General features: G+C 38.3%; 18 protein-coding genes. 7 read left to right on the top strand and 11 right to left on the bottom strand.

Annotated elements, in window-relative coordinates; translation table 11 throughout:
* The first annotated feature begins 26 nt into the window (after nt 1-26).
* From BI291_RS03355 to BI291_RS03335, 5 genes are all read left to right on the top strand, one after another.
* The gene (locus BI291_RS03355; RefSeq protein WP_074496339.1) at nt 27-1,091 is read left to right on the top strand and encodes a PhoH family protein; all 1,065 of its coding nucleotides are present in this window, start codon (nt 27-29) and stop codon (nt 1,089-1,091) included.
* The gene (ybeY, locus tag BI291_RS03350; protein ID WP_074496338.1) at nt 1,092-1,550 is read left to right on the top strand and encodes an rRNA maturation RNase YbeY; all 459 of its coding nucleotides are present in this window, start codon (nt 1,092-1,094) and stop codon (nt 1,548-1,550) included.
* 119 nt (nt 1,551-1,669) lie between these two features.
* Complete coding sequence (locus BI291_RS03345) at nt 1,670-2,548, top strand: HlyC/CorC family transporter (RefSeq protein WP_074496337.1); 879 nt, start codon at nt 1,670-1,672, stop codon at nt 2,546-2,548.
* Between the two features lie 5 nt (nt 2,549-2,553).
* Entirely contained in the window at nt 2,554-4,149 is a 1,596-nt protein-coding gene (gene lnt / locus BI291_RS03340) for an apolipoprotein N-acyltransferase (RefSeq protein ID WP_083601878.1), read from the top strand.
* A gap of 76 nt (nt 4,150-4,225) precedes the next feature.
* Entirely contained in the window at nt 4,226-5,899 is a 1,674-nt protein-coding gene (locus BI291_RS03335) for an amidohydrolase (RefSeq protein WP_074496336.1), read from the top strand.
* An 80-nt stretch (nt 5,900-5,979) separates the two neighbouring features.
* Here BI291_RS03335 and BI291_RS03330 read toward each other — a convergent pair whose 3' ends face one another.
* The 9 genes from BI291_RS03330 to BI291_RS03290 form a co-directional block, all read right to left on the bottom strand.
* Nucleotides 5,980-7,227, bottom strand: a complete 1,248-nt coding sequence (locus tag BI291_RS03330; protein ID WP_074496335.1) for a glutamate-5-semialdehyde dehydrogenase — start codon at nt 7,225-7,227, stop codon at nt 5,980-5,982.
* Complete coding sequence (gene proB, locus BI291_RS03325; RefSeq protein WP_074496334.1) at nt 7,227-8,342, bottom strand: glutamate 5-kinase; 1,116 nt, start codon at nt 8,340-8,342, stop codon at nt 7,227-7,229. Before proB ends, BI291_RS03330 begins: the two co-directional genes overlap by 1 nt.
* Before the next feature lie 931 nt (nt 8,343-9,273).
* A complete protein-coding gene (gene rimO / locus BI291_RS03320) occupies nt 9,274-10,713 on the bottom strand; it encodes a 30S ribosomal protein S12 methylthiotransferase RimO (RefSeq protein WP_074496333.1) in 1,440 nt (479 codons plus the stop codon).
* 165 nt (nt 10,714-10,878) lie between these two features.
* On the bottom strand, nt 10,879-11,400 hold the full coding sequence (locus BI291_RS03315; RefSeq protein ID WP_074496332.1) for an RNA methyltransferase: 522 nt from the start codon (nt 11,398-11,400) through the stop codon (nt 10,879-10,881).
* Nucleotides 11,401-11,427: 27 nt separating this feature from the next.
* The gene (locus tag BI291_RS03310; protein WP_074496331.1) at nt 11,428-12,609 is read right to left on the bottom strand and encodes a DEAD/DEAH box helicase; all 1,182 of its coding nucleotides are present in this window, start codon (nt 12,607-12,609) and stop codon (nt 11,428-11,430) included.
* A gap of 38 nt (nt 12,610-12,647) precedes the next feature.
* Nucleotides 12,648-14,285 (bottom strand): ABC-F family ATPase, encoded by a 1,638-nt coding sequence (locus BI291_RS03305; RefSeq protein ID WP_074496330.1) that lies wholly within the window; start codon nt 14,283-14,285, stop codon nt 12,648-12,650.
* A 263-nt stretch (nt 14,286-14,548) separates the two neighbouring features.
* Nucleotides 14,549-15,493 carry a thioredoxin family protein gene (locus tag BI291_RS03300; protein WP_074496329.1) on the bottom strand — a complete coding sequence of 315 codons (945 nt, stop codon included), beginning with the start codon at nt 15,491-15,493 and terminating at the stop codon, nt 14,549-14,551.
* Between the two features lie 32 nt (nt 15,494-15,525).
* Nucleotides 15,526-15,900, bottom strand: coding sequence for a hypothetical protein (locus BI291_RS03295; protein ID WP_074496328.1), 375 nt, complete (start codon nt 15,898-15,900; stop codon nt 15,526-15,528).
* 165 nt (nt 15,901-16,065) lie between these two features.
* Nucleotides 16,066-16,440 carry a hypothetical protein gene (locus BI291_RS03290; RefSeq protein WP_074496327.1) on the bottom strand — a complete coding sequence of 125 codons (375 nt, stop codon included), beginning with the start codon at nt 16,438-16,440 and terminating at the stop codon, nt 16,066-16,068.
* Nucleotides 16,441-16,571: 131 nt separating this feature from the next.
* Here BI291_RS03290 and BI291_RS03285 point away from each other — a divergent pair, with 131 nt between their 5' ends.
* Nucleotides 16,572-17,501 carry a LysR family transcriptional regulator gene (locus tag BI291_RS03285; RefSeq protein ID WP_074496326.1) on the top strand — a complete coding sequence of 310 codons (930 nt, stop codon included), beginning with the start codon at nt 16,572-16,574 and terminating at the stop codon, nt 17,499-17,501.
* 216 nt (nt 17,502-17,717) lie between these two features.
* On the opposite strand, the gene BI291_RS03280 is transcribed toward BI291_RS03285, so the two are convergent.
* Together BI291_RS03280 and BI291_RS03275 are read right to left on the bottom strand one after the other, a co-directional pair.
* Complete coding sequence (locus BI291_RS03280; protein WP_074496325.1) at nt 17,718-19,406, bottom strand: M1 family metallopeptidase; 1,689 nt, start codon at nt 19,404-19,406, stop codon at nt 17,718-17,720.
* Between the two features lie 208 nt (nt 19,407-19,614).
* Nucleotides 19,615-20,088, bottom strand: a complete 474-nt coding sequence (locus tag BI291_RS03275; protein WP_074496324.1) for an NYN domain-containing protein — start codon at nt 20,086-20,088, stop codon at nt 19,615-19,617.
* An 89-nt stretch (nt 20,089-20,177) separates the two neighbouring features.
* Here BI291_RS03275 and dbpA point away from each other — a divergent pair, with 89 nt between their 5' ends.
* On the top strand, nt 20,178-21,563 hold the full coding sequence (gene dbpA, locus BI291_RS03270) for an ATP-dependent RNA helicase DbpA (protein ID WP_074496323.1): 1,386 nt from the start codon (nt 20,178-20,180) through the stop codon (nt 21,561-21,563).
* Nucleotides 21,564-21,585 lie beyond the last annotated feature (22 nt).

Genomic DNA, 21,585 nt, shown 5'->3' with positions numbered 1-21,585 from the left:
ATAATCGCAACAAATAGGATACTTTTTTGAGCAACATAGTTACCGAAAACCTCGTATTAGAACCTGTTGATAACAGCAGGCAAGCTAACCTATGTGGGCCGATGGATGATAACCTTAAAGCCATTGAACGCCGTTTAGGAGTGGAAATAAGTTACCGAAGCAATAACTTTAAAGTTGTTGGCGAGCCCAAAAATGCTGAAGCTGTTATAAAACTGCTGAAAGATTTATATGTTGAGACAGAAACGGTGAAAGGTAAGCAACAAACCATCACTGATGAAATGGTACATTTAGCGATTGTTGACGCTAATGTATTAGAACAGGCGCCATCAAAAGTTGATGTTGATTACGAACAAATGGTGACGATTAAAACAAAACGCGGTCTAATTAAACCACGTAATAAGAACCAATCAGCTTATGTTCAAAATGTGTTAACTAATGATATTAGTTTTGGTATTGGCCCTGCTGGTACCGGTAAAACATATTTAGCGGTTGCCTGTGCCGTAGATGCTCTTGAACGCCAAGAGGTAAGGCGTATTTTATTAACTCGTCCTGCCGTTGAAGCGGGCGAAAAACTGGGTTTTTTACCTGGTGACTTATCACAAAAAGTCGACCCTTACTTACGTCCGCTTTACGATGCCTTATTTGAAATGCTGGGCTTTGAAAAAGTTGAAAAGTTAATTGAACGTAGTGTCATTGAAATCGCCCCTCTTGCTTATATGCGTGGTAGAACATTAAACGACGCTTTTATCATTCTTGATGAAAGCCAAAATACCACGGTAGAACAAATGAAAATGTTCTTAACTCGCATTGGTTTTAATTCTCGTGCGGTTATTACTGGTGATATTACCCAAGTCGATTTACCGAGAGGACAAAAATCAGGGTTACGACACGCCATTGAAGTGCTCGATAACATACCCGGCGTTAGTTTTAATTTCTTTATGTCTAAAGATGTGGTTAGACACCCAGTAGTTGCTAGAATTGTAGAGGCTTATGAAGCACACGAAACAAAAATGAACCGTATTCGTGAGGCTAAAAAGCAACAAGCTGAGCTTGAAAAACAACAGCAAGCAGCACAGGATAAAAACGATTAAATGTCTCACCTTGTCGATTTACAAATAGCTTGTAATAAAAACAACCTACCTTTGCCTGCAGAGTTTCAAACGTGGGTTGATACCGCATTAAGCCATGTGAAAAATAGTTATGAGCTCACCATTCGACTTGTTGATGAGGCTGAAAGCCAGCAATTAAATCATCAATATCGTGATAAAGACAAGCCAACCAACGTATTATCTTTTCCTTTTGAAGTGCCTGATGGCGTTGATATTAACTTACTTGGTGATCTTATTATTTGTACCTCTGTGGTTGAAACTGAAGCTAAACAACAGCAAAAGCCCTTAAATCACCATTGGGCTCATATGGTGATCCATGGCTGCTTGCATTTATTAGGTTATGACCATATATCTAGCGAAGAAGCACAAGAAATGGAAACAATAGAAATTGAAAAACTTGCTACACTAGGTATTAACAACCCTTACATTATTAGCGAGTAATAATTGTTCTTTGATCTATTGCGATTTAACATAATCATCGAACATAAATTTTTCTTGAATTGTTTACTAATTAAATAGACACTTAAAAACCGAGTTACATAAGGAATACAGATTGCTCTATGAGCGAAGATAGCCCCCACTCTAGTAACGGTTCTGCAAATAAATCGCTGATTGATAAATTCGTTCAGCTTTTTACTGGGGAACCGCAAAATAAAGAAGAATTGGTTGAGGTATTAAATGATGCCGAAGACCGTGAACTAATAAAGCCTGAAACCAAGCTTATGATTGAAGGCGTATTAGAAGTTTCAGATATGCGTGTTAGGGATATTATGATCCCACGTTCACAAATGATCACCCTAGATATTAATACTCCGCTTAATGAATTGCTACCCGTAATCATCGACTCAGGACACTCTCGTTTTCCAGTCATTAATGAAGACATTGATCACATTGAGGGTATTTTATTAGCAAAAGACCTACTCGCTTATGGTTTCGAACAGCAAGCACCCTTAACCTCTTTACAAGAAGTGATCAGACAAGCGATCATTGTGCCTGAAAGCAAACGCGTAGAACCGTTATTAAAAGAGTTTCGATCTCAACGTTACCATATGGCAATTGTTGTTGATGAATATGGCGGTGTGTCTGGCGTCGTTACCATTGAAGATATTCTTGAGTTAATCGTTGGTGAAATAGAAGATGAAACCGATGATGAAATTGAAGAAGATATAAAATATTTAGCGGGTAATGTTTACCAAGTAAAAGCATTAACAGAGCTCGATGATTTTATGGAATACTTTAATTGCCAACTTGATGAAGGCGACTCTGATACCATTGGTGGAGTAGTACTTCATACTTTTGGCCATATGCCGCGTAAAGGTGAAGAAGTCACTATCAACAAATTTGAATATAAAGTAACCTCTGCTGACAGTCGCCGTTTACAAACCTTACAAGTTACCGTACCTAAGAACCATAAAGTAAATGGTAAACCTTCCGAATAGCACAAATGCTTAAAACGTTCATCAACAAACTAGGCACCATTCGCATTGGTGCCGTGTTGTCTAATTCTTCGCTTTGGATAAGTGCGTTTCTTGGTGCCAGCTTGGTTTTTGCTTATGCTCCTTTTTCGCAATGGTGGCTAAGCTGGCTTGTTTTACCTATATGGTTTATTTATGTAAATAATCAGTGTGCTAACAGTCCCTCGTTTATCAGAGATTGTTCTAAACATGGTTTTGCTTTTGGTGTTGGCTGGTTTTCATCTGGCATTAGTTGGGTGCATGTCAGTATTGCTGAATTTGGTGGTATGCCGTTAGTTGTCTCTGTCGCTATTATGTTTTTGCTTTGCTTATATTTAGCGATATACCCTGCTCTGGCGTTGTTTCTCACCGCCAAAATATCAGAGTTGATACGTAAACGTATTCAATGGTGGTTATTAGCACCCATTTGGTTATTTACAGAATACCTTCGCAGTGTAGTGCTCACAGGCTTCCCTTGGCTTTCTATTGGTTACACACAAATTGATTCCCCCCTAGCTTCGCTTGCCCCTATTATTGGTGAAATCGGCTTAACATTTACCGTTATATTTATCGCTGGTTTAACAGTGGATCTGTTCATAACGAAAAATACTAAGCTTATTATAATACCGACAGTTATTTTAGGAGCCGTGGTTTGGCTCAGCCAATCAATTGAATGGGTCACCCCTACAGGTAAATCTAAACGTGTTGCTTTAGTGCAAGGTAATATTGCTCAGTCAATCAAATGGGAGCCAGAACAGCAGTGGCCTACCATGCTTAAGTACTTGGATTTAAGTCGAAAACATTATGATGCAGACATTATTATCTGGCCAGAGTCTGCAATTCCTGCCATAGAAACCATGAGCAGTACACAAGAATTTTTAGATATTGCCAATCAGTCTGCAAGTGTTAACAATGCAGCGATTATCACCGGGATCATTAATTATCATTTTGAATCAAAGCACTATTTTAATAGTTTAGTTGTGCTTGGCAATGAAACGGCCAATGATCAACAAGGTGGTTATTATTACAATCACAAAAACCGCTACGATAAGAATCATTTATTACCCATTGGCGAATTTGTACCTTTTGGCGACTTACTCAGACCATTAGCACCTTTTTTTAACTTACCCATGTCATCTTTTACCCGCGGGGATTACGTGCAGCAAAACTTGCAAGCACATGATACTAGATTATTAGCATTAATTTGTTTTGAAATTGCCTTCGCCAACCAACTTAGCGCAAACTTTTCAGCCAACAGTGACTTTTTGCTTACCGTCAGCAATGATGCATGGTTTGGCAATTCTCATGGCCCGCACCAACATATGGAAATAGCACGAATGCGCGCACTTGAATTCGGTCGGCCATTACTTCGTTCAACAAATACCGGGATCACAGCAATCACCAATCATTTAGGTGAGTTCACCAGTATATTACCGCAGTTTACTCAAGACGTTTTAAAGCAAGATGTGGCATTAGTCACAGGCATAACACCCTATGCCCGTTATGGAAATACACCACTTTATGTTATTTCATTTCTATTAGTGCTATGTGTTCTGATACGAAATTTACGTATTGGTAAATTATAAACAAGTCCCCACACTATAATTTCTACTAAATCCTGTTAAGATTAAAAAACGCACTCTTAATACATATAATAAAAACATGAAATATACACAGCTAATCGCATTGAGTTTAACTTCGGTTTTAAGCACGATTGCATCTGCACAAACAACGCTAATTACCAATATAAATGGTTATACCATCAATAATGATACCGTAACGCGGTTTGCAGCGATAAAGTTTAACGATGATACCATCGAACAAATTTATCAAAAAAACCACCGTCCAATTCACTGCAATGGTTGTATAGTTATTGATGGAAAAGGCAAAACTATGTTACCTGGCTTAATTGATGCTCACGGGCATGTATTAAGTTATGGTGAAAGTTTAATGCAAGCAGATTTAACCCCAGCGAAAAGCGAAAAAGAAGCGGTTGAAGCAACGCTAACCTACGCCAATAGCAATAAAAATTTAACGTGGATCAAAGGCCGAGGGTGGAACCAAACACAATGGCTGAAAAATACTTTTCCAACCGCAGCTTCCTTAGATAAATTTTTTCCCAATAAACCTGTTTGGTTAAGCCGCGTTGACGGACATGCTGGCTGGGCAAATACTAAAGCAATGGCGTTAGCAGGTATAACTAAACAGACCAAGGCACCACAAGGTGGTGAAATTATTCGCGATAAAAATGGTAACGCTACCGGTGTTTTTATTGATAACGCCATGAAACTCATTGAAAAAAATATTGCGCCATTAACCTTAGCTGAGCAAAAAACAATATTAGAGAACGCGATGAATTCACTCGCAGCTCAAGGGTTAACCAGCGTACATGATGCCGGCATTGACAGTAATAATCTCGAAGCTTATTTGCAAATGTCAGGCAATAATAATATGGCAATTCGCATTAATGCCATGCTTTACCTCCCTTCTCCTGATTGGCAACAAACACTAAAATACGGCACATTTAGCACTGACAATGATATGCTGCAATTTAATAGCGTAAAAATTCAAGCTGACGGTGCGCTTGGTAGTAGAGGGGCGGCACTCATTGAAGATTATTCAGATCAACATGGTCATCGCGGTTTGCTATTGCATACCCAAGAAGATTTCGAACGCTACGTAAAAACTGCGATGAAAGAAGGTTTCCAAGTCAACACGCATGCCATTGGTGATAATGCGAATAAAATTGTATTAGACAATTACGAAAAAAATATTGCTAACAGCAAAACTCAACACTTACGCCACCGCGTAGAGCACGCACAAGTACTAAGGTTAAAAGATATTCCGCGTTTTAATGCGTTAAATGTTATCGCATCCATGCAAGCAACACATGCAACCTCTGATAAAAATATGGCTAGCGACCGACTTGGCGAAGATAGAATTAAGGGCGCATACGCATGGCGAAAATTACTGAATGCTAATGCTATTATTGCCGCTGGTTCAGATTTTCCCGTTGAATCCCCCAACCCGTTTTTCGGCTTACACGCTTCAATTACCAGACAAGATAAGCAAAACTTACCTGAAGGTGGTTGGATAAAAGAAGAGAAGATGACGAGAGAAGAAGCATTACAAAGCTTCACTATTGATGCCGCCTATTCAGGCCATCAAGAGGATATCATTGGCTCACTAAGTAAAGGGAAAAAAGCCGACTTCATTATCATTGATAACGACTTCTTTACCATGCCAGAGCAAGATATTTGGCAAATTAAAGTGCTTGAAACCTGGGTCAATGGTAAAAAAGTCTATGTAGCAGGTAGCAACTCAGACCAAATCTAACACAACATGCATAAAAAAAGAGTTACCCGATCCAATCAAAACATGAACGGAAGGTAACTCTCTTATCAAGCGTTTATTAATTAGACTCTTACTTGCCCGGTTCCATTGACTAAAAACTTTTCAGTGGTAAGCGATTCAATGCCCATTGGGCCGTAGGCGTGCAACTTAGTAGTGGCAATACCAATTTCAGCACCTAAACCTAATTCAGAACCATCAGAAAAACGAGAAGAGGCATTAACCATAACAACTGACGCATCAACTACTTGTTGGAAAATAGCTGCTGTTTCATTATTCTCAGTACAAATCACTTCAGTGTGATTACTACCAAAGTCATCAATGTGTTTAATTGCCTTTTCAAGGCTATCAACAACTTTCACTGAAATTTCTAGACTTAAGTATTCTTCACCAAAACCAGTATTTTCGATCGGTTTAAATGAACTAAAGTACTGACTTATATCACTTTCACCATTTACCGTAACCTGCTCTTTTTCGAAGATTTCATTCACCATCGGAAGAAAACGCTCTGCGATATCTTTATGCACGACTAAACCTTCAAGAGCATTACAAACGCCAGGTCGTTGAGTTTTGCCATTAACAAGAATGTTAAGGGCTTTTTCTAGATCGGCATCTTTATCAACATACAAATGGCAAACGCCTTTATAGTGTTGAATAACGGGAATTTTACTATTTTCACTCACAAAATTTATTAACCCTTCGCCCCCTCTTGGGATGACTAAATCAATATATTGCTTTAAGGTTAATAATTCATTGAGAAGTGCTCTATTTGGATCAGGAATAACTGAGACAATAGACGTTGGTAAATCATACTTTTTCAACACACTTTGCAGTGCATCAGCAATTGCTAAGCTAGAACTCAGTGCTTCTTTACCACCACGCAAAATCACGGCATTACCAGATTTAATACACAATCCTGCCGCATCAGCAGTAACATTTGGCCTAGCCTCGTAAATCATACATATTACGCCTAATGGTACGCGCATTTTTTGAATATCTATGCCATTCGGTCGCGTTTCTATCAGGCGAGTGGTGCCGACAACATCAGGTAAGTGAGCAACTGTTTCTAAGCCAACAGCCATATCTTCGATGCGTTGAGCAGTTAACGTTAAACGGTCAATCATGGCATCAGACAACCCGTTGTCACGCGCATTTGCTAAATCTTCACTGTTGGCGTTTAATATTTCATCTTGTCTTATTCTTAATGCGTTCGCCATGTCGCTAAGTAATGCTTTTTTTAATTCTGAAGATTTAGTTGCGAGTACCTTTGCACCGATTGCAGCTTGCTCGGCAATATTTGTAATTAAACTCATTATACTCCTAATAACGTAATATATTGTTTGGAAAGTATCGGTTCGTCAGTATTGTCTAACTGTTCCGAAATGTGTTCGCTGTTTTGAGTCGCAACGAAATTAAGCAAACAACTGCTGTAATTCGTTTTGACTTTGGCAAGTTTGTCGCCATTATCTTTTCTCACCAGTACAACATCGCCAGCTGAAAATTCACCGCTAACTTCTAATAGATCTTGAGGTGAAAGCAGATCACCCGTAGCGTCTTTCTGCATCATAAAACCATCATCTACCACTAACTCACCTTGAATTCTGGTCGTATGCTTCATCCAATGATGTGTATCCTGCATGGGTTTTTTATGCGGGTGAAAATGTGTACCTGGACTGCTACCCGCTAATAAATCGTTAAAACTCGACTCATTAAAGCCATTAACGATATAAGTATCTATACCGTGAGAAACTGCTTTGTCTGCGGCTTGAATTTTAGTTTTCATACCGCCAGTACCGACATCACTCGTTGCCCCACCCGCCATGTTATATATACCGGCATTAATTTCATAAACATCGGTAATAAGCTGAGCGTTTATATCTAATTTTGGATTAGCATCGTATAAACCATCAACGTCGGAGCAAATAACTAACGTATCAGCGTTAGCAGCACTCGCTACCATGGCAGATAAGTTGTCATTATCACCGACTTTCAATCGATCAGTTGCCACCGTGTCATTTTCATTAATAATCGGCAGAATATTATTGTCGAGCAATTCTTCGATAGTATCTCTAACACTGACATACCGATCTCTGTTTTTTAGATCAGCATGCGTTAACAATATTTGCGCGGTATTAAAATCAAATAACCTATCCCACGTTGCCATCATTTCTGATTGACCAGCGGCGGCCATAGCCTTCTTTATGGTAATGGGTGATGTATCAACCCCTTTAAATAAATGAGCACCTGCAGCTACTGAGCCAGAAGAAACCAGCACTACTTGGGTTCCTGACATGCGACAGCGAACAATAAAATTAGCAATGCTTAATAAATATTGGCTACTACAGCCATTTCTGTTGGGGGCGATAAGCGCACTTCCAACTTTAATGACAATTCGTTGCCACGGTAATGATTTAGAATCTACATTCACTTTTTATACTCCATTGAGCTGTTATTCGTAGCATAAAGCCACGCCTTGCCTGCTCTGTCGGCTGTTTTTTTTGACTATCAATAACAAGTAGTCACTAATTTCAGTGGGTGTTTTTACATGGTATTTAGCCTGTAAATATCAGTAGCACACATTAAAGTGCCATCGATTATGCAGTGTAAAAACGTACTAATAACAACGTATTTGATAACGTGCTGTTATTAGATTTAGAAGGTTATGTTTTGCTTGAGAGAAGAGTGTTTAAGCTTTTGAAGCCTGAAGAAAGTAACGTTAGGCATAAGCCTATACCTAGTATTAAATAGAAACATATATAATCAGAAATGTCGGTTTTCATAAACTCTTAAAATCAATTCGTATATTAATGGTTAGTACTCTAATCATTTTCACACTAATTATCAAGTTTAAATTTTGAGCACCAGTATAAATTTCACGCTTGAAAACCGAATTATGCACAGTTTAAAGTAGTATCACCTCAACATATATATAAATAATATCTTTTGTTTTCAAACAAGTAACACAAATGCAAGTAGCACTTATTTCAGGAATCATTTATCACTAAAACAATTAGTACAATAAGTAATTTATAAATAACAATAGTAAATAAAGAGCGGGGACAGTATAAATTGAACGAATTAAGCCCATTAAAAGATCATTTGCTTAGAAAGCCTTTGCGGTGAGTACACAATAAAACCTATATTTGTTTACGTTAAGGTTTTACTTACGTTAAATACGTGACTTAACAACATCCTAAAAACCAATTCAGCCTTGCATAATGACATATAACAATTGGGAGGGTTATAGATTAGAATAAAAAATGACTATGCAAAATACATAGCCACAGTTGTTTTAGCTAGATGAGCTACCTGTGCATTTGTTATATTACCCTTAAATTCAATGAGCGAAATGGCCTTATTTAATCTTCTACTCTTATGCCCCAAACATCGTGTTCATCAGCGTGAATGATCTGAACCCAAAGTTGATCGCCAGGTTCAGCGTCATAATCATCAGATAAATAAACCTTACCATCAATTTCTGGCGCATCCATATATGAACGCCCTACAATGCCTAGATCATTCACTTCATCAACAAGTATTAAATATTCTTGACCAATACGCGCTTGTAACTTCTCCGCACTGATCCTTGCTTGAACCGCCATAAAACGTTGTAGGCGTTCTTCCATCACTTCTTCAGAGACATGATCAGGTAAATCATTCGCCGTAGCACCTTCAACCGGAGAGTATTTAAAACAACCGACACGGTCTAATTGCGCTTCTTCTAAAAAATCTAATAGCTCTTCAAATTCTGCTTCGGTTTCACCGGGAAATCCCACGATAAACGTAGAACGAATTACCAGTTCAGGACAAATTTCTCGCCATTTTTTAATGCGTTCTAATACGCGGTCTGAGCTACCGGGTCGTTTCATCAATTTCAAAATTCGTTTATTAGCATGCTGAAAAGGAATATCTAAATAGGGAAGTATCTTACCTTCTGCCATTAATGGAATGATTTTATCCACGTGTGGATAAGGGTACACATAATGCAAACGTACCCATACGCCTTGCTTCGCTAACTCTTCACATAACTGCTGCATGTGGGTTTTAACCGGCATTCCTTCATGGAAATCAAGTTTATGCTTTACATCAACCCCATAAGCGGACGTATCTTGCGAAATTACCAATAGTTCTTTAACGCCGGCATTTACCAAGCGTTGGGCTTCACCCAGAACATCACCAATAGGGCGAGAGTCTAAATCACCACGCATTGAAGGAATAATGCAAAACGTACAACGGTGATTGCAACCTTCTGATATTTTTAAATAAGCAAAATGCTTAGGAGTGAGTTTTACCCCTTGATCAGGAATTAAATCAACGAATGGGTTATGTTTCGGTTTTTCCAAATGTTCATGAACTTGGGTTAGCACTTCATCGTAAGCATGTGGACCAGTGACTCCTAACACATTCGGATGCAATTCAATAATTTCATCTTTCTTTGCACCTAAACACCCTGTAACTAGCACCTTACCGTTTTCTTTTAGCGCTTCACCTATGGTATCTAAAGATTCTTGTACCGCTGAATCGATAAAACCACAGGTATTCACAATCACCATATCTGCGTCGTTATAACTTGGCACTACGTCATAACCTTCGGTACGCAGTTGCGTTAAAATACGTTCAGAATCAACAAGGTTTTTAGGGCAACCTAACGATACAAAGCCAATGCGCGAGCCTTGCGTTCTACTATGATCAATATGACGAGCTTGCTCTTCTATCACTTTTTGGGGTGTGTCTAAGGTGGTTGTCTGCCTAGCTTGTGTTTGCGATGAATTAGCAGGATCGAATTGTTCAACGGTCATAATGCGCCTTTTTAAATCAATAAAGGTTACTGATGATTTTAAGTGCGCGAATTATACAGGATTCACTAGCGATAGTGAATGAAAGTGCCTATCTGGATATTTATGTATTTAAAGTGAGTTTCAAAGGCCTTGTTCTTATAACTTCTGCATCCTTTAACGCTATTATTAGGTGCTAACTTTAAGGCGGTTATTGGTATCTCGACTGCTTTTTATCAGTTCATCACCTTTATTGATCTCTGAAGATTTAGCAAGCCTATCATACAGAACAACATTGGTTGTTGCTGCTAAGTTCAAACAATCTATTGTTGGCACATAAACAACATGATCTGCTTGATCAATGATCGTCTGACTGATTGAACCATCTTCTGGCCCAAAAATGTATAAAGCGCGTTCAGGATGAGAAAACTCTGTCAGAGACGTTGCACCAAGGCATAGCTCAACACATACAACTTCCATCCCTTCTGCTTTTTTACTAAACAAACATTCAACTTGCGTTAAAGGAATATTGTTTCTGGACTTATGTGTATCAGTATTGGTTTTTACTTCATATTGGGCGGCCCGCGCATAACGAGTACCCGTGTATAATACTTCGTGGGCATTAAAGCACCCTGCAGCGCGCATTATTGTACCGACATTACTTGGCCCTTTAGGGTTGACCAAACCGATAATTACCTGTGATTGACTCATAATTTAGTGACTTCCTGTATAAGGTAACTACCCCTTATGTTTAGGTACATAATTTAATATTGAAACAGGTACCACTTTCTTTACTGGAAAGCCGTCAAATTCTTTTCTTTCAATGATGTGGCCTAACCGACTTTCAATGGCACAAAGTTCACGAAAATTATCTTTTGATACCAAAGAAATAGCTTCACCATTTGCGCCTGCGCGACCAGTACGGCCAATTCGATGGATATATTCATCTGTATGCGCTGGTAAATCATAATTAATAACGCGTGTTAAATTACCAATGTCTATTCCTCGAGCAGCGATTCCTGTAGCGACCAACATTTGTATTTTACCGGCTTTAAAATCAGCTAATATTTGCTCTCTAATTGCTTGCGTTCTACCGCTATGAATACTCTCAGCCTTAATATCACGTTTTGCCAACTGACTCACTAACTTAGCTGCACCATGCTTTGTTTCAATAAAAATAAGTGCTTGGTGCCATTGATTGGTTTGAATTAAATGACTTAATAGTGCTGACTTTTTGTCTTTGTCTACTGTAACTAACCATTGCTCTATGTTAGGTGAAGTTTTGCTATTTTCCTTTATCGTAATTTCAGTAGGGTTTTCCATACTGCGCTTAGCTAAACGACGTACGTCATCAGAAATAGTTGCAGAGAAGAGTAAATTTTGTCGTTGTGTTGGTAAGCGTTCAATAATGTTATTAATATCATCTATAAAGCCCATATCTAACATTCGATCAGCTTCATCAAGCACTAACATCTTTAATTCATCAAAATGGAAAGCTCGTTGGTGCGCCATATCTAACAATCGACCCGGTGTTGCTACCAGTATGTCAACGCCCCAAATTAATTGCTGTTTTTGAGCCTCTATAGCAACTCCACCATACATAGCCATACTAGTAAGCGATAAATGCTTCGCGTATTGTTGAATACTTGCTTCTATTTGTACTGCGAGCTCACGCGTTGGTGTTAAAATAAGCGCACGAATACGTTTGCCTCGCACTACTTTACCATTATCTAGCAGCGTTAACATTGGTAAAACAAAACTCGCTGTTTTACCCGTGCCAGTATGGGCAGCAGCAACAACATTCTTACCTGACAATACGGCAGGAATGGCCATTTTTTGTATCGTTGTTGGTGTGCGGTATCCCAGTTCATCAACCGCTTTAACAATTGATGCTGGTAATCCAAGTGTTGAAAATGACATATTTTACCTTTACCCCGCCTAAATTAACCAAACAATATTTATGCAATGAACCGCTTACTGTCGTTTGCCATCAGACTTTTAGCAAGAAGATCCTGCTCACTGGGCAAATATTCATCCAAAGAACCTTGAAAGTTAATAATTTTTTTGTCTTTAATATCAATGATCCGTGTTGCTAAACTTGAAACAAACGCGCGATCATGGCTAACAAATATCAGTGTGCCTTCAAACGCTTTTAACGCATTATTTAACGCGTCAATGGCTTCTATATCCATATGATTTGTTGGCTCGTCCATGATCAATACATTAATATCTTGCATCATCAACATGCCAAAAAGTAAGCGATTTTTTTCGCCACCTGAACAGTTACGCGCTTTTTTATTGGCGTCGTCTTCAGTAAAAAGTAAACGTCCTAACATACCACGAACCATTAAATCGTTATGACAAGGTCTACGCCACTGCGACATCCAATCCATCAAGGTTAGATCATTATCAAAAAAGTGACCGCTATCTTGAGGGCAATACCCTACTGACGCATTTTCAGACCATTTCACAACACCAGCTTTAGGGCTAATTTCATTCATTAAACAGCGCAGAAAAGTTGTTTTACCAACACCATTTTCTCCAATAACAGCAAGTTTTGCGCCCGCTTCTAATAATAAATCACCTTGTTCAAACAACAGTTCATTATCAAAGCTATGAGAAAGCTTTTCTAGCTCTAATGCTTGTCGGTGCATCTTTTTTCCCGATGCAAAAGCGATATTGGGTGTGATCCGGCTTGAAGATTTAACCTCATCGAGTTTGATTTTATCCATTTTCTTAGCACGAGAACTGGCTTGTTTGGCTTTAGATGCGTTAGCACCAAATCGATTTACAAAATCTTGTAGTTCTTCAATTTCAGCGGCTTTCTTAGCATTTCCTGCTAATAATTGTTCTCTTAATAAGCTAGATTGCGCGAGAAAGTACTCATAGTTGCCTGGGTAAATACGCAACTCGCCATAATCTATATCTGCCATATGAGTACAAACCGCATTTAAAAAATGTCGATCATGCGAAATAATAATCATGGTACATTTGCGTTTGTTTAGCTCACCTTCTAACCAGCTAATGGTATGAATATCTAGGTTGTTGGTAGGTTCGTCTAACAATAAAATATCAGGGTTAGCAAACAATGCTTGCGCAAGCAATACCCGAAGCTTCCAGCCGGGGGCAACTTGCTCCATTAAACCATAATGCAATGATTCTTCTATGCCTGCCTCTAATAAAATTTCACCGGCTCTGCTTTCGGCACTGTATCCGTCCATTTCAGCAAACTGACTTTCTAAATCACCTACTCGCATACCATCAGCTTCGCTCATTTCGGCTTGTGCATAAATGGCATCTCTTTCTTGTTTTATTTTCCATAAAGCGACATCACCCATGATCACTGTGTCAATGACACTGTATTGCTCAAAAGCGAATTGATCTTGGCTTAAAGTACCTACTTTGTTGCCCGAAGCCACTGAAACATTACCCGATGTAGGCGTTAACTCTCCGCTAAGAATTTTCATAAAGGTTGATTTTCCACAACCATTAGCACCGATCAAACCGTAGCGGTTGCCGTTGCCAAATTTAGCAGAGATATTTTCAAATAACGGCTCAGCGCCAAATTGCATGGTAATATTTGATGTAGTGATCAAAGAGAACTTCCTAGAATAAACAAATAGAATTGAACGGCAAGCTATAGGTAAAAACGATAAACAAAAAACATGCTGACTCAAAATAATAAGGTCGCGCAGTATACAGCATTAAACGCAAACCCCCTATAAAATCGCGCATATTTATGACTATTATTGCAACAAGTTCACTTCTGCCATTTTTCTTCGTTTGCAAATAGCTATGCAGCGCAATCGAAAGCCTTGATCATACTATTTGAAGAACTACTCATTTAAAAAGCGTAATATCATTCACCTGCAGTTTTTAGCAAAGCCAATGTTTTATCTAATTGCTGGTCGTCATTTAACCTATTACTGCGAAATAATACCTCATTATCTTTTATTAGAATCAGTTCAGGTAATTCGTTGACACCATATTGGTGAAATATCGAATTGCTTTTATCAATATCTACAAGATAATTAATCGCGTATTTTTTCTTATATGCGGCTAAATCTGAATCACCTGTCCACAATCGAGAAACCAAGCCTTGCCAACTAACATTTGGAAATTTTTTCGCTAAAGCACTCACAGTCTTTTGTGCATTGATACACCTTTGCGATACTGCTGGCCTCGAATCTTTTAAGTACCAATCACACCATGTAGCGCTAAAGAACAACGCATGAATACGTCCGTCATTTAACGACAGTGTTAAACGTGTTTCGTGATCAATCAGCTTATTTGAATCAAGTAACTCTACAGTGCGTTGTTGGCTTAATAACGCTATCTTATTATCGAGTGACTCTGTTGCTTCATGCCCTAAGTGCACAAGGTTCATTTGCTTATCAAACAATAGGTGGTATGGCGTACCGATAAAGTTAAAAGCTTTAGCGAGATCACCACTTTTATCGATGGTTGTTGGCATAGTTAAGCCAAATTTTTCAATGACCTTATTTATTGAATTTATGTCTTCATTAATGCCAATATTAATACTAATAACATCAACTGCTTCGCCATATTCTTCTTGTACGTGTTGAAAGTGAGGCATTTCTTTTAAGCATGGCTGACACCAAGTCGCCCAAAACTTTAAGTACACTGGCTTTTTATCAAGTGAATTAGCTAAACTTGTTTGCTCACCTGACAGCAACAGTATTGGTTCATTGAGTAATTTATTTGGCAAATTACCCGTCAATGCTGACCAAGAAAACAAAAGCGTTAGTGTAAAAAAACACGACTTATACAGAGCATTAATCATAAGAACCTACTGTTAACTAATTAAAAATTTGTTTAAACAACAAGGCTTGCAATACCTAAAATTGAAACCAAAGCAAACAATGTTGTTGATGGGAATCGTAAAGGGGAAATATTTGCCTTCATGGCAACCAAAACACTTAATAACGAAAATGACACATTCAAAACGCTTAGAAAGACGACTAGTTCAGGTTTATCAGGATTAAGTGCAACAAAGGCATATGCCCACCCCATAAAAAAGGTATATAGCGTTGTAATATGCCAACAATAATAATTTAACCATTTAGAGGCAATTGGCAACGAAGTATCTTCTAATAGAGGAGTTGCAACCTTAATACCACCAATAAAGGTATGAATAACAAACGTAAGACCACTGACTAACACTGCAGCCCATAATAAAATGACTTGCATTACCAACCTCTTTAAGCTTTTTAAATTGAATTAAATTCATAGTCTATATATTTTTACAGCCGCTTATTGGTTTTTACACAAGGTAATGACAATAAAAGCTGCCCTTTGGGTTCATCGAAAATCAACAGCCCCTATGTTAATCATGGCAAAATAGTCAATAAATACTTAAGACAACATGGTTAACACACTAATAAGTGTTAGCACCACCCAACCTGGATGTTTACCTTTCGTTGCAAATAACACCAATAATGCGCTGCAAAACATTATTACGGCAATGACATTAGTAGTAATGGCGATTACATCTACATGAGAGGAACTTGCAAAAGCAATAGTCCATAAAATTGCGCCTAATGACCAACCAAATAACGTGACTAAATGCCAACTTGCCCATATTATTCTAATTTGTCTAGCCGCTAATACTGTCCCTCCTTGTGTTGGTACTATCGTATTATGTCTAAGTTTTTTAAAGATAAGCCATTCACCTAAAATTGAATGTATTACACCAAGTAAGATAGCAAAAATTCCCGCAGCAATAAGCATTGCACATTCCCTCGTATTTAAGATCAAAAACTACGTAACAAACTTGCAAACAGTATAACGGATAAATTGTTTGCCAGAAGTGCCACTTATTCATTATATTAATGAATATAATTCATATAAGGATAGTCAGTATGGATAAGTTCAGAGCAATGACGCTTTTTGCAACCACCACTAAAACAGAAAACTTTACTGAAACTGCAAAATTACATGCAACTGATCCATCCACAGTCAGTAAGGCAATCAAGCGCCTTGAAGAACAACTCGGACTACAATTGTTTAATCGCTCAACGAGGCAATTAAAATTAACCTCTGCGGGTAACCGTTACGCTCAAGTGGTTGAAGAGTTACTTGTAAAACTTAAAGATCATGAAGAAGCATTACGGCAAGACTCTCGCGATATTAAAGGCACATTAAAAATAAATCTGCCAGTATCTTACGGCCGTCAATACCTATTACCCATGCTATGTAAGTTTAGAGAAGCGTATCCTCAATTACAGTTAGATATAAATTTTAGTGACGAATATGTTGATATGATCAAAGAGTCTATCGATATCTCCATTAGAAGTGGCACCATAGCTGATAATCGACTTATTGCTCAGAAACTTACCCCGATAAAATTTGTACTTTGCATAGGCAGTAACGCAGATATTACGAACAATATTGAAATAACGCAGGAATGTTTATCTTCTTATCCTTGGGTACTGTTTCGATTCAAACAAACAGGTAAAACCATGCCAATTGATTTTAAATATAAAGGTAAGCGCATCTCATTAGAGCCTACAAGAAAAACAATTGTAGATGATGGCGAAGCAATGGCCGAATTCTGCGCTGCAAACGCAGGTATTGCATTAATGCCCCACTTCATTGCAAAAGAATGGGTAAAAGCAAAAAAGGTAAAAATTATTGCAACTTTAGATGAGTCAGAACATGTAGCATCTGGGGTATATATCATCTACGCTAAGCGTGAACATTTACCGAAAAGAAGAAGAGTGTTTATCGATTTTGTGAAAGCTTACTTAGTAAAACTAGGGGAGTCCCCGCGTAAAACTTGGCTAGATTAACCTTGAAAACAACTTATGAATGGGGTCAGGTACATTTATTATTTTCTTGAAATTTTCCACTAGCAAGTACGTTAAAAATGTAAAAAATACAGTAATTTATTCAGGATAACTAAGTCTGGACGAATTGCCGCACATCGTCCAGATTTTAGTGATCTACCAGCCAATCAAAGAACCGCTGTTAATGTTGCTTAATTAAGTTAAAACCTATGATAAAAGTTATTTAGTACTTTCTTCGATGAAGCGCTGATAATTCGCTACATGTGGTTTCTCAATTAGCACTTTACTCATTGGGTCAATGATCACTAAATCATTTGGTAAAACCTTTATTGTTTGAGGTTTAGTCATATCGAGTGTTAACACTTTACCATTCACGGATACATCTAAAGGCAAAGGGAAAGGTAAATTATTTGGCGTTTTCCACTGTAAAGTTAAACGAGTATCAGTTTTGCTCTGAATAACTTCAGGTAACGCAGATTGATAAAAATACACATCAAAAAACCATCTGAAATCTTGACCTGTTAACCGGTTAACAATTCGAAGAAAGTCTTCCGTATCAGCAAGCACCGGTTTGAAGTCACTAGGTGTTGGCTTTGCTGTGCCATACACTAATTCAGTCGTTGCTTTGAAGAAATGTTCATCACCAATAATGTTACGTAAAGTATGTAATACCCAAGGTGCTTTCGCGTAAATATCTGCTCCTGGACCACCTTTTTCTTCTTGGTACACACCTTCTACAGTTAATAATTCTTTACTCACTATCGGCGCTTTATTCCGTACTTTTAATCGCATATCAAACATGTGTGACATATAAGCAGTTTGCCCATGTAAATAATATTCGTATAACGGATGCATATAAGCACCGAAGCCTTCATGCAACCACATGGCATTGGCATTTTTATTGGTTAATTGATTTGCAAACCATTCATGTGCAAATTCATGAAACATCAACCAATCAAAGCCATACTTGTCAGTAATGTAATTATTGCCATAAGCATTAATGGTTTGATGTTCCATACCTAAATGGGGCGTATCAACAACACCTATTTTGTCTTGGCCAAATGGATAAGGCCCAATTTTACGTTCAAAGAATGTGGTTATGTCTAGCAGTTCTTGTACTAGTTTTTTAGCGCCTTCTTTATTTTCTGGAAGGTGATAAAACTCAACTGGAATTTCATTTCCATACTGGCTATGAAACGTTGTTTTAATCACTTCATAAGGCCCCACGTTTATAGCAACACCATACGTATTTAACTGTGATAATGCCTGCCAGTGATAGGTATCTGTTGTTTCACCTTTAGTTACCGACTGCAGCGTACCATTTGCCGCTGCTACCAACCCTTTAGGAACAGTAATATGCATAGTTGTCGTTTTTGGTTCGCCAATAGGGTTGTCAATACATGGCCAAAATAAGTCACAGCCTTCACCTTGAACAGCCGTAGCAATCCAGTCTTTACCGCTAGATGTTTTCGCCCAAACAAAACCACCATCCCAAGGCGCTTTTACGGCTTCTCGAGGTGCGCCAGAATAGTGTATTTCAACGGTAAATTTACCCTTTATTTTGTTAGGTAAATTGATCAATAGTAGCCCTTCTGGGTTACTGTACTGGTTCTCATCAATGACCTTGCTGTTGATCAGTACTTTATCAATAGAAAAAAAGTTATCTAAATTGATACCAACGTTGTTTCTCGAGTGGTCACTAACAAGAGTTAGTATGCCCTTGCCATTAATTGCTTTCTCTTTAGGTAATATGGTGAAATGAAGCTCTGCATGTTGCAACAAAAGCCCTTGCTGTGACGTTGGTAACGGGCCGTCGCTCCCCATAGTGTATTCACTACGTTCGGAGCCAATCACACCACCCGATAAAACAAGCAAACTAACTATTAAACTCGCGATCAAACATCTCATGATGTTATCCTCAAAATGAAAAAACTTTCATTAACTTAGCTTGTCATCTGTTGTGGTAAAAGAAAATTGCGATTAACAACGAAAAGCACAGTATGAATTACATTCAAAGTACTTATGAACTGAAAAGTTAAGCAGGAAAAAATTATCGAAAACTATACATCAATCGATATTTGACAAAAAATCATGATCAAATACACACAAATAAACGCTACATCAATAGCGTGTTGTCTATACGAGTAAAGTCGCCAGCAGCATTAATTAGTGAGGCCGCTGTTAGTTGCGCCACGCCAAAAACATGTGTTTGACATTGGTACTTATCAGCGACTTTTTGTAATAACAAGTCAAAATCACCATCGCCAGAAAGTAAAACTATTTTATCAATGTCAGGAGCAGCATCAAGTACATCAATCGCGATTCCGACATCCCAATCACCTTTTGCAGAGCCATCGCTACGTTGAATAAACGGTTTTAGCTTTACATCAAAACCAATATGTTTGAGTGCCGTTTGAAATTTATGTTGCTGGTCGTCATCTCGTGCTATCGCATAGGCATTTGCCATGACAATTTCACCTTGTTGAGAGACTCGCTGCCAAAACTGGCGATAATTAAATTGCCTGCCGAATGCTTGGCGCGTGGTGTAATAAATATTCTGTACATCAACAAAAATAGCAATTTTGCTCACAAAATGTTCTCTTTAGTGTAAAATCAATCGCACTATATCACCTCCCCTCTGGTATAATCCAAATAATTCATGTTAATAAGGTTTATCGTTTGTCTGCTCACTCTTTTTCTACTACCGCATTAAGTCCCGAACTTATCGATAATTTAACGCGTTTAGGTTATCTTGAAATGACTCCTATCCAAGCTCAGGCATTACCAAAAATACTGGCAGGACAAGATGTTATAGGCCAAGGTAAAACAGGGTCAGGCAAAACGGCCACTTTTACGCTAGGACTTTTGCACAACTTAAAAGTAAAACGTTTTCGAGTACAAGCACTAGTGCTATGCCCAACGCGAGAACTTGCAGACCAAGTCGCTAAAGAAATTAGAAAATTAGCGGCAGCTATTCACAATGTGAAAGTACTAACACTTTGTGGTGGAACACCGATGGGCCCGCAAATTGGTTCGTTAGAGCATGGAGCACACATTATTGTTGGCACACCCGGACGCATTGAAGATCATCTACGTAAAGGTCGGTTAGATTTATCAGAACTCAATACTCTCGTGTTAGATGAAGCAGATCGCATGTTAGAAATGGGTTTTCAGCCAGCGCTAGAGTTAATTTTTTCACATTGCCCCGCTCAAAGACAATCATTGCTTTTTAGCGCTACATTCCCTGATAAAATACAAGCCATGGCTAATCAGATCATGCAGTCACCAGAATTGATCAAGGTAGAAAGTAGCCATGACCACGCAAGCATTGAACAGCATTTTTTTGAAGTACAACATAATGATGAACGTTCCACTGCTGTCGCATTATTGTTACAACACTTTCAACCCGCTTCTTCAGTCATTTTTTGTAATACTAAATTAGAAACACAAGCATTAGCTGACTCTTTACTACATCGCGGCTTTAGTTGTGCAGCCTTACATGGTGATTTAGAGCAACGTGATCGTGATCAAACCTTAATACGCTTCGCTAACAAAAGTATTAATATTCTTGTTGCGACTGATGTCGCTGCTCGTGGCCTTGATATTGACAATATAAGCATGGTGATTAACTACCATATTGCTCATGATCCAGAGATTCATGTACATCGTATCGGCCGTACTGGACGCGCAGGAAACACGGGTATCGCTTGTTCACTAATGAGCAATAAAGAAGCACACAAGGTCATTCGTTTAGAAGAGTACCTTGATATAGAAGTTCATGCTGACCCTTTACCTAATATCGAGGTATTAAATAATCCTATTTCAATGGCCCCCATGACAACGATTCAAATTGATGGCGGTAAGAAACAAAAACTTCGACCAGGCGATATTCTCGGCGCTTTAACAGCAAACAATATGATTGATGGTAGTGCCATTGGCAAAATACAAATGACACCACTAAAAGCCTATGTTGCCGTTAAACGCACCGTTGCAAAAAAAGCGTTAAAAGTCGTATCTGAAGGTAAAATGAAAGGAAGGAATTTTCGCGCACGGATGATTAAGTAATAATTTAGTGCTGCCTTAAAAC

This window comes from Thalassotalea sp. PP2-459, from assembly GCF_001913705.1.
Taxonomy (GTDB): domain Bacteria; phylum Pseudomonadota; class Gammaproteobacteria; order Enterobacterales; family Alteromonadaceae; genus Thalassotalea_C; species Thalassotalea_C hakodatensis.
Note: the sequence above shows the minus strand (reverse complement) of the source record. Positions and strands in the feature narration are given on the sequence as shown.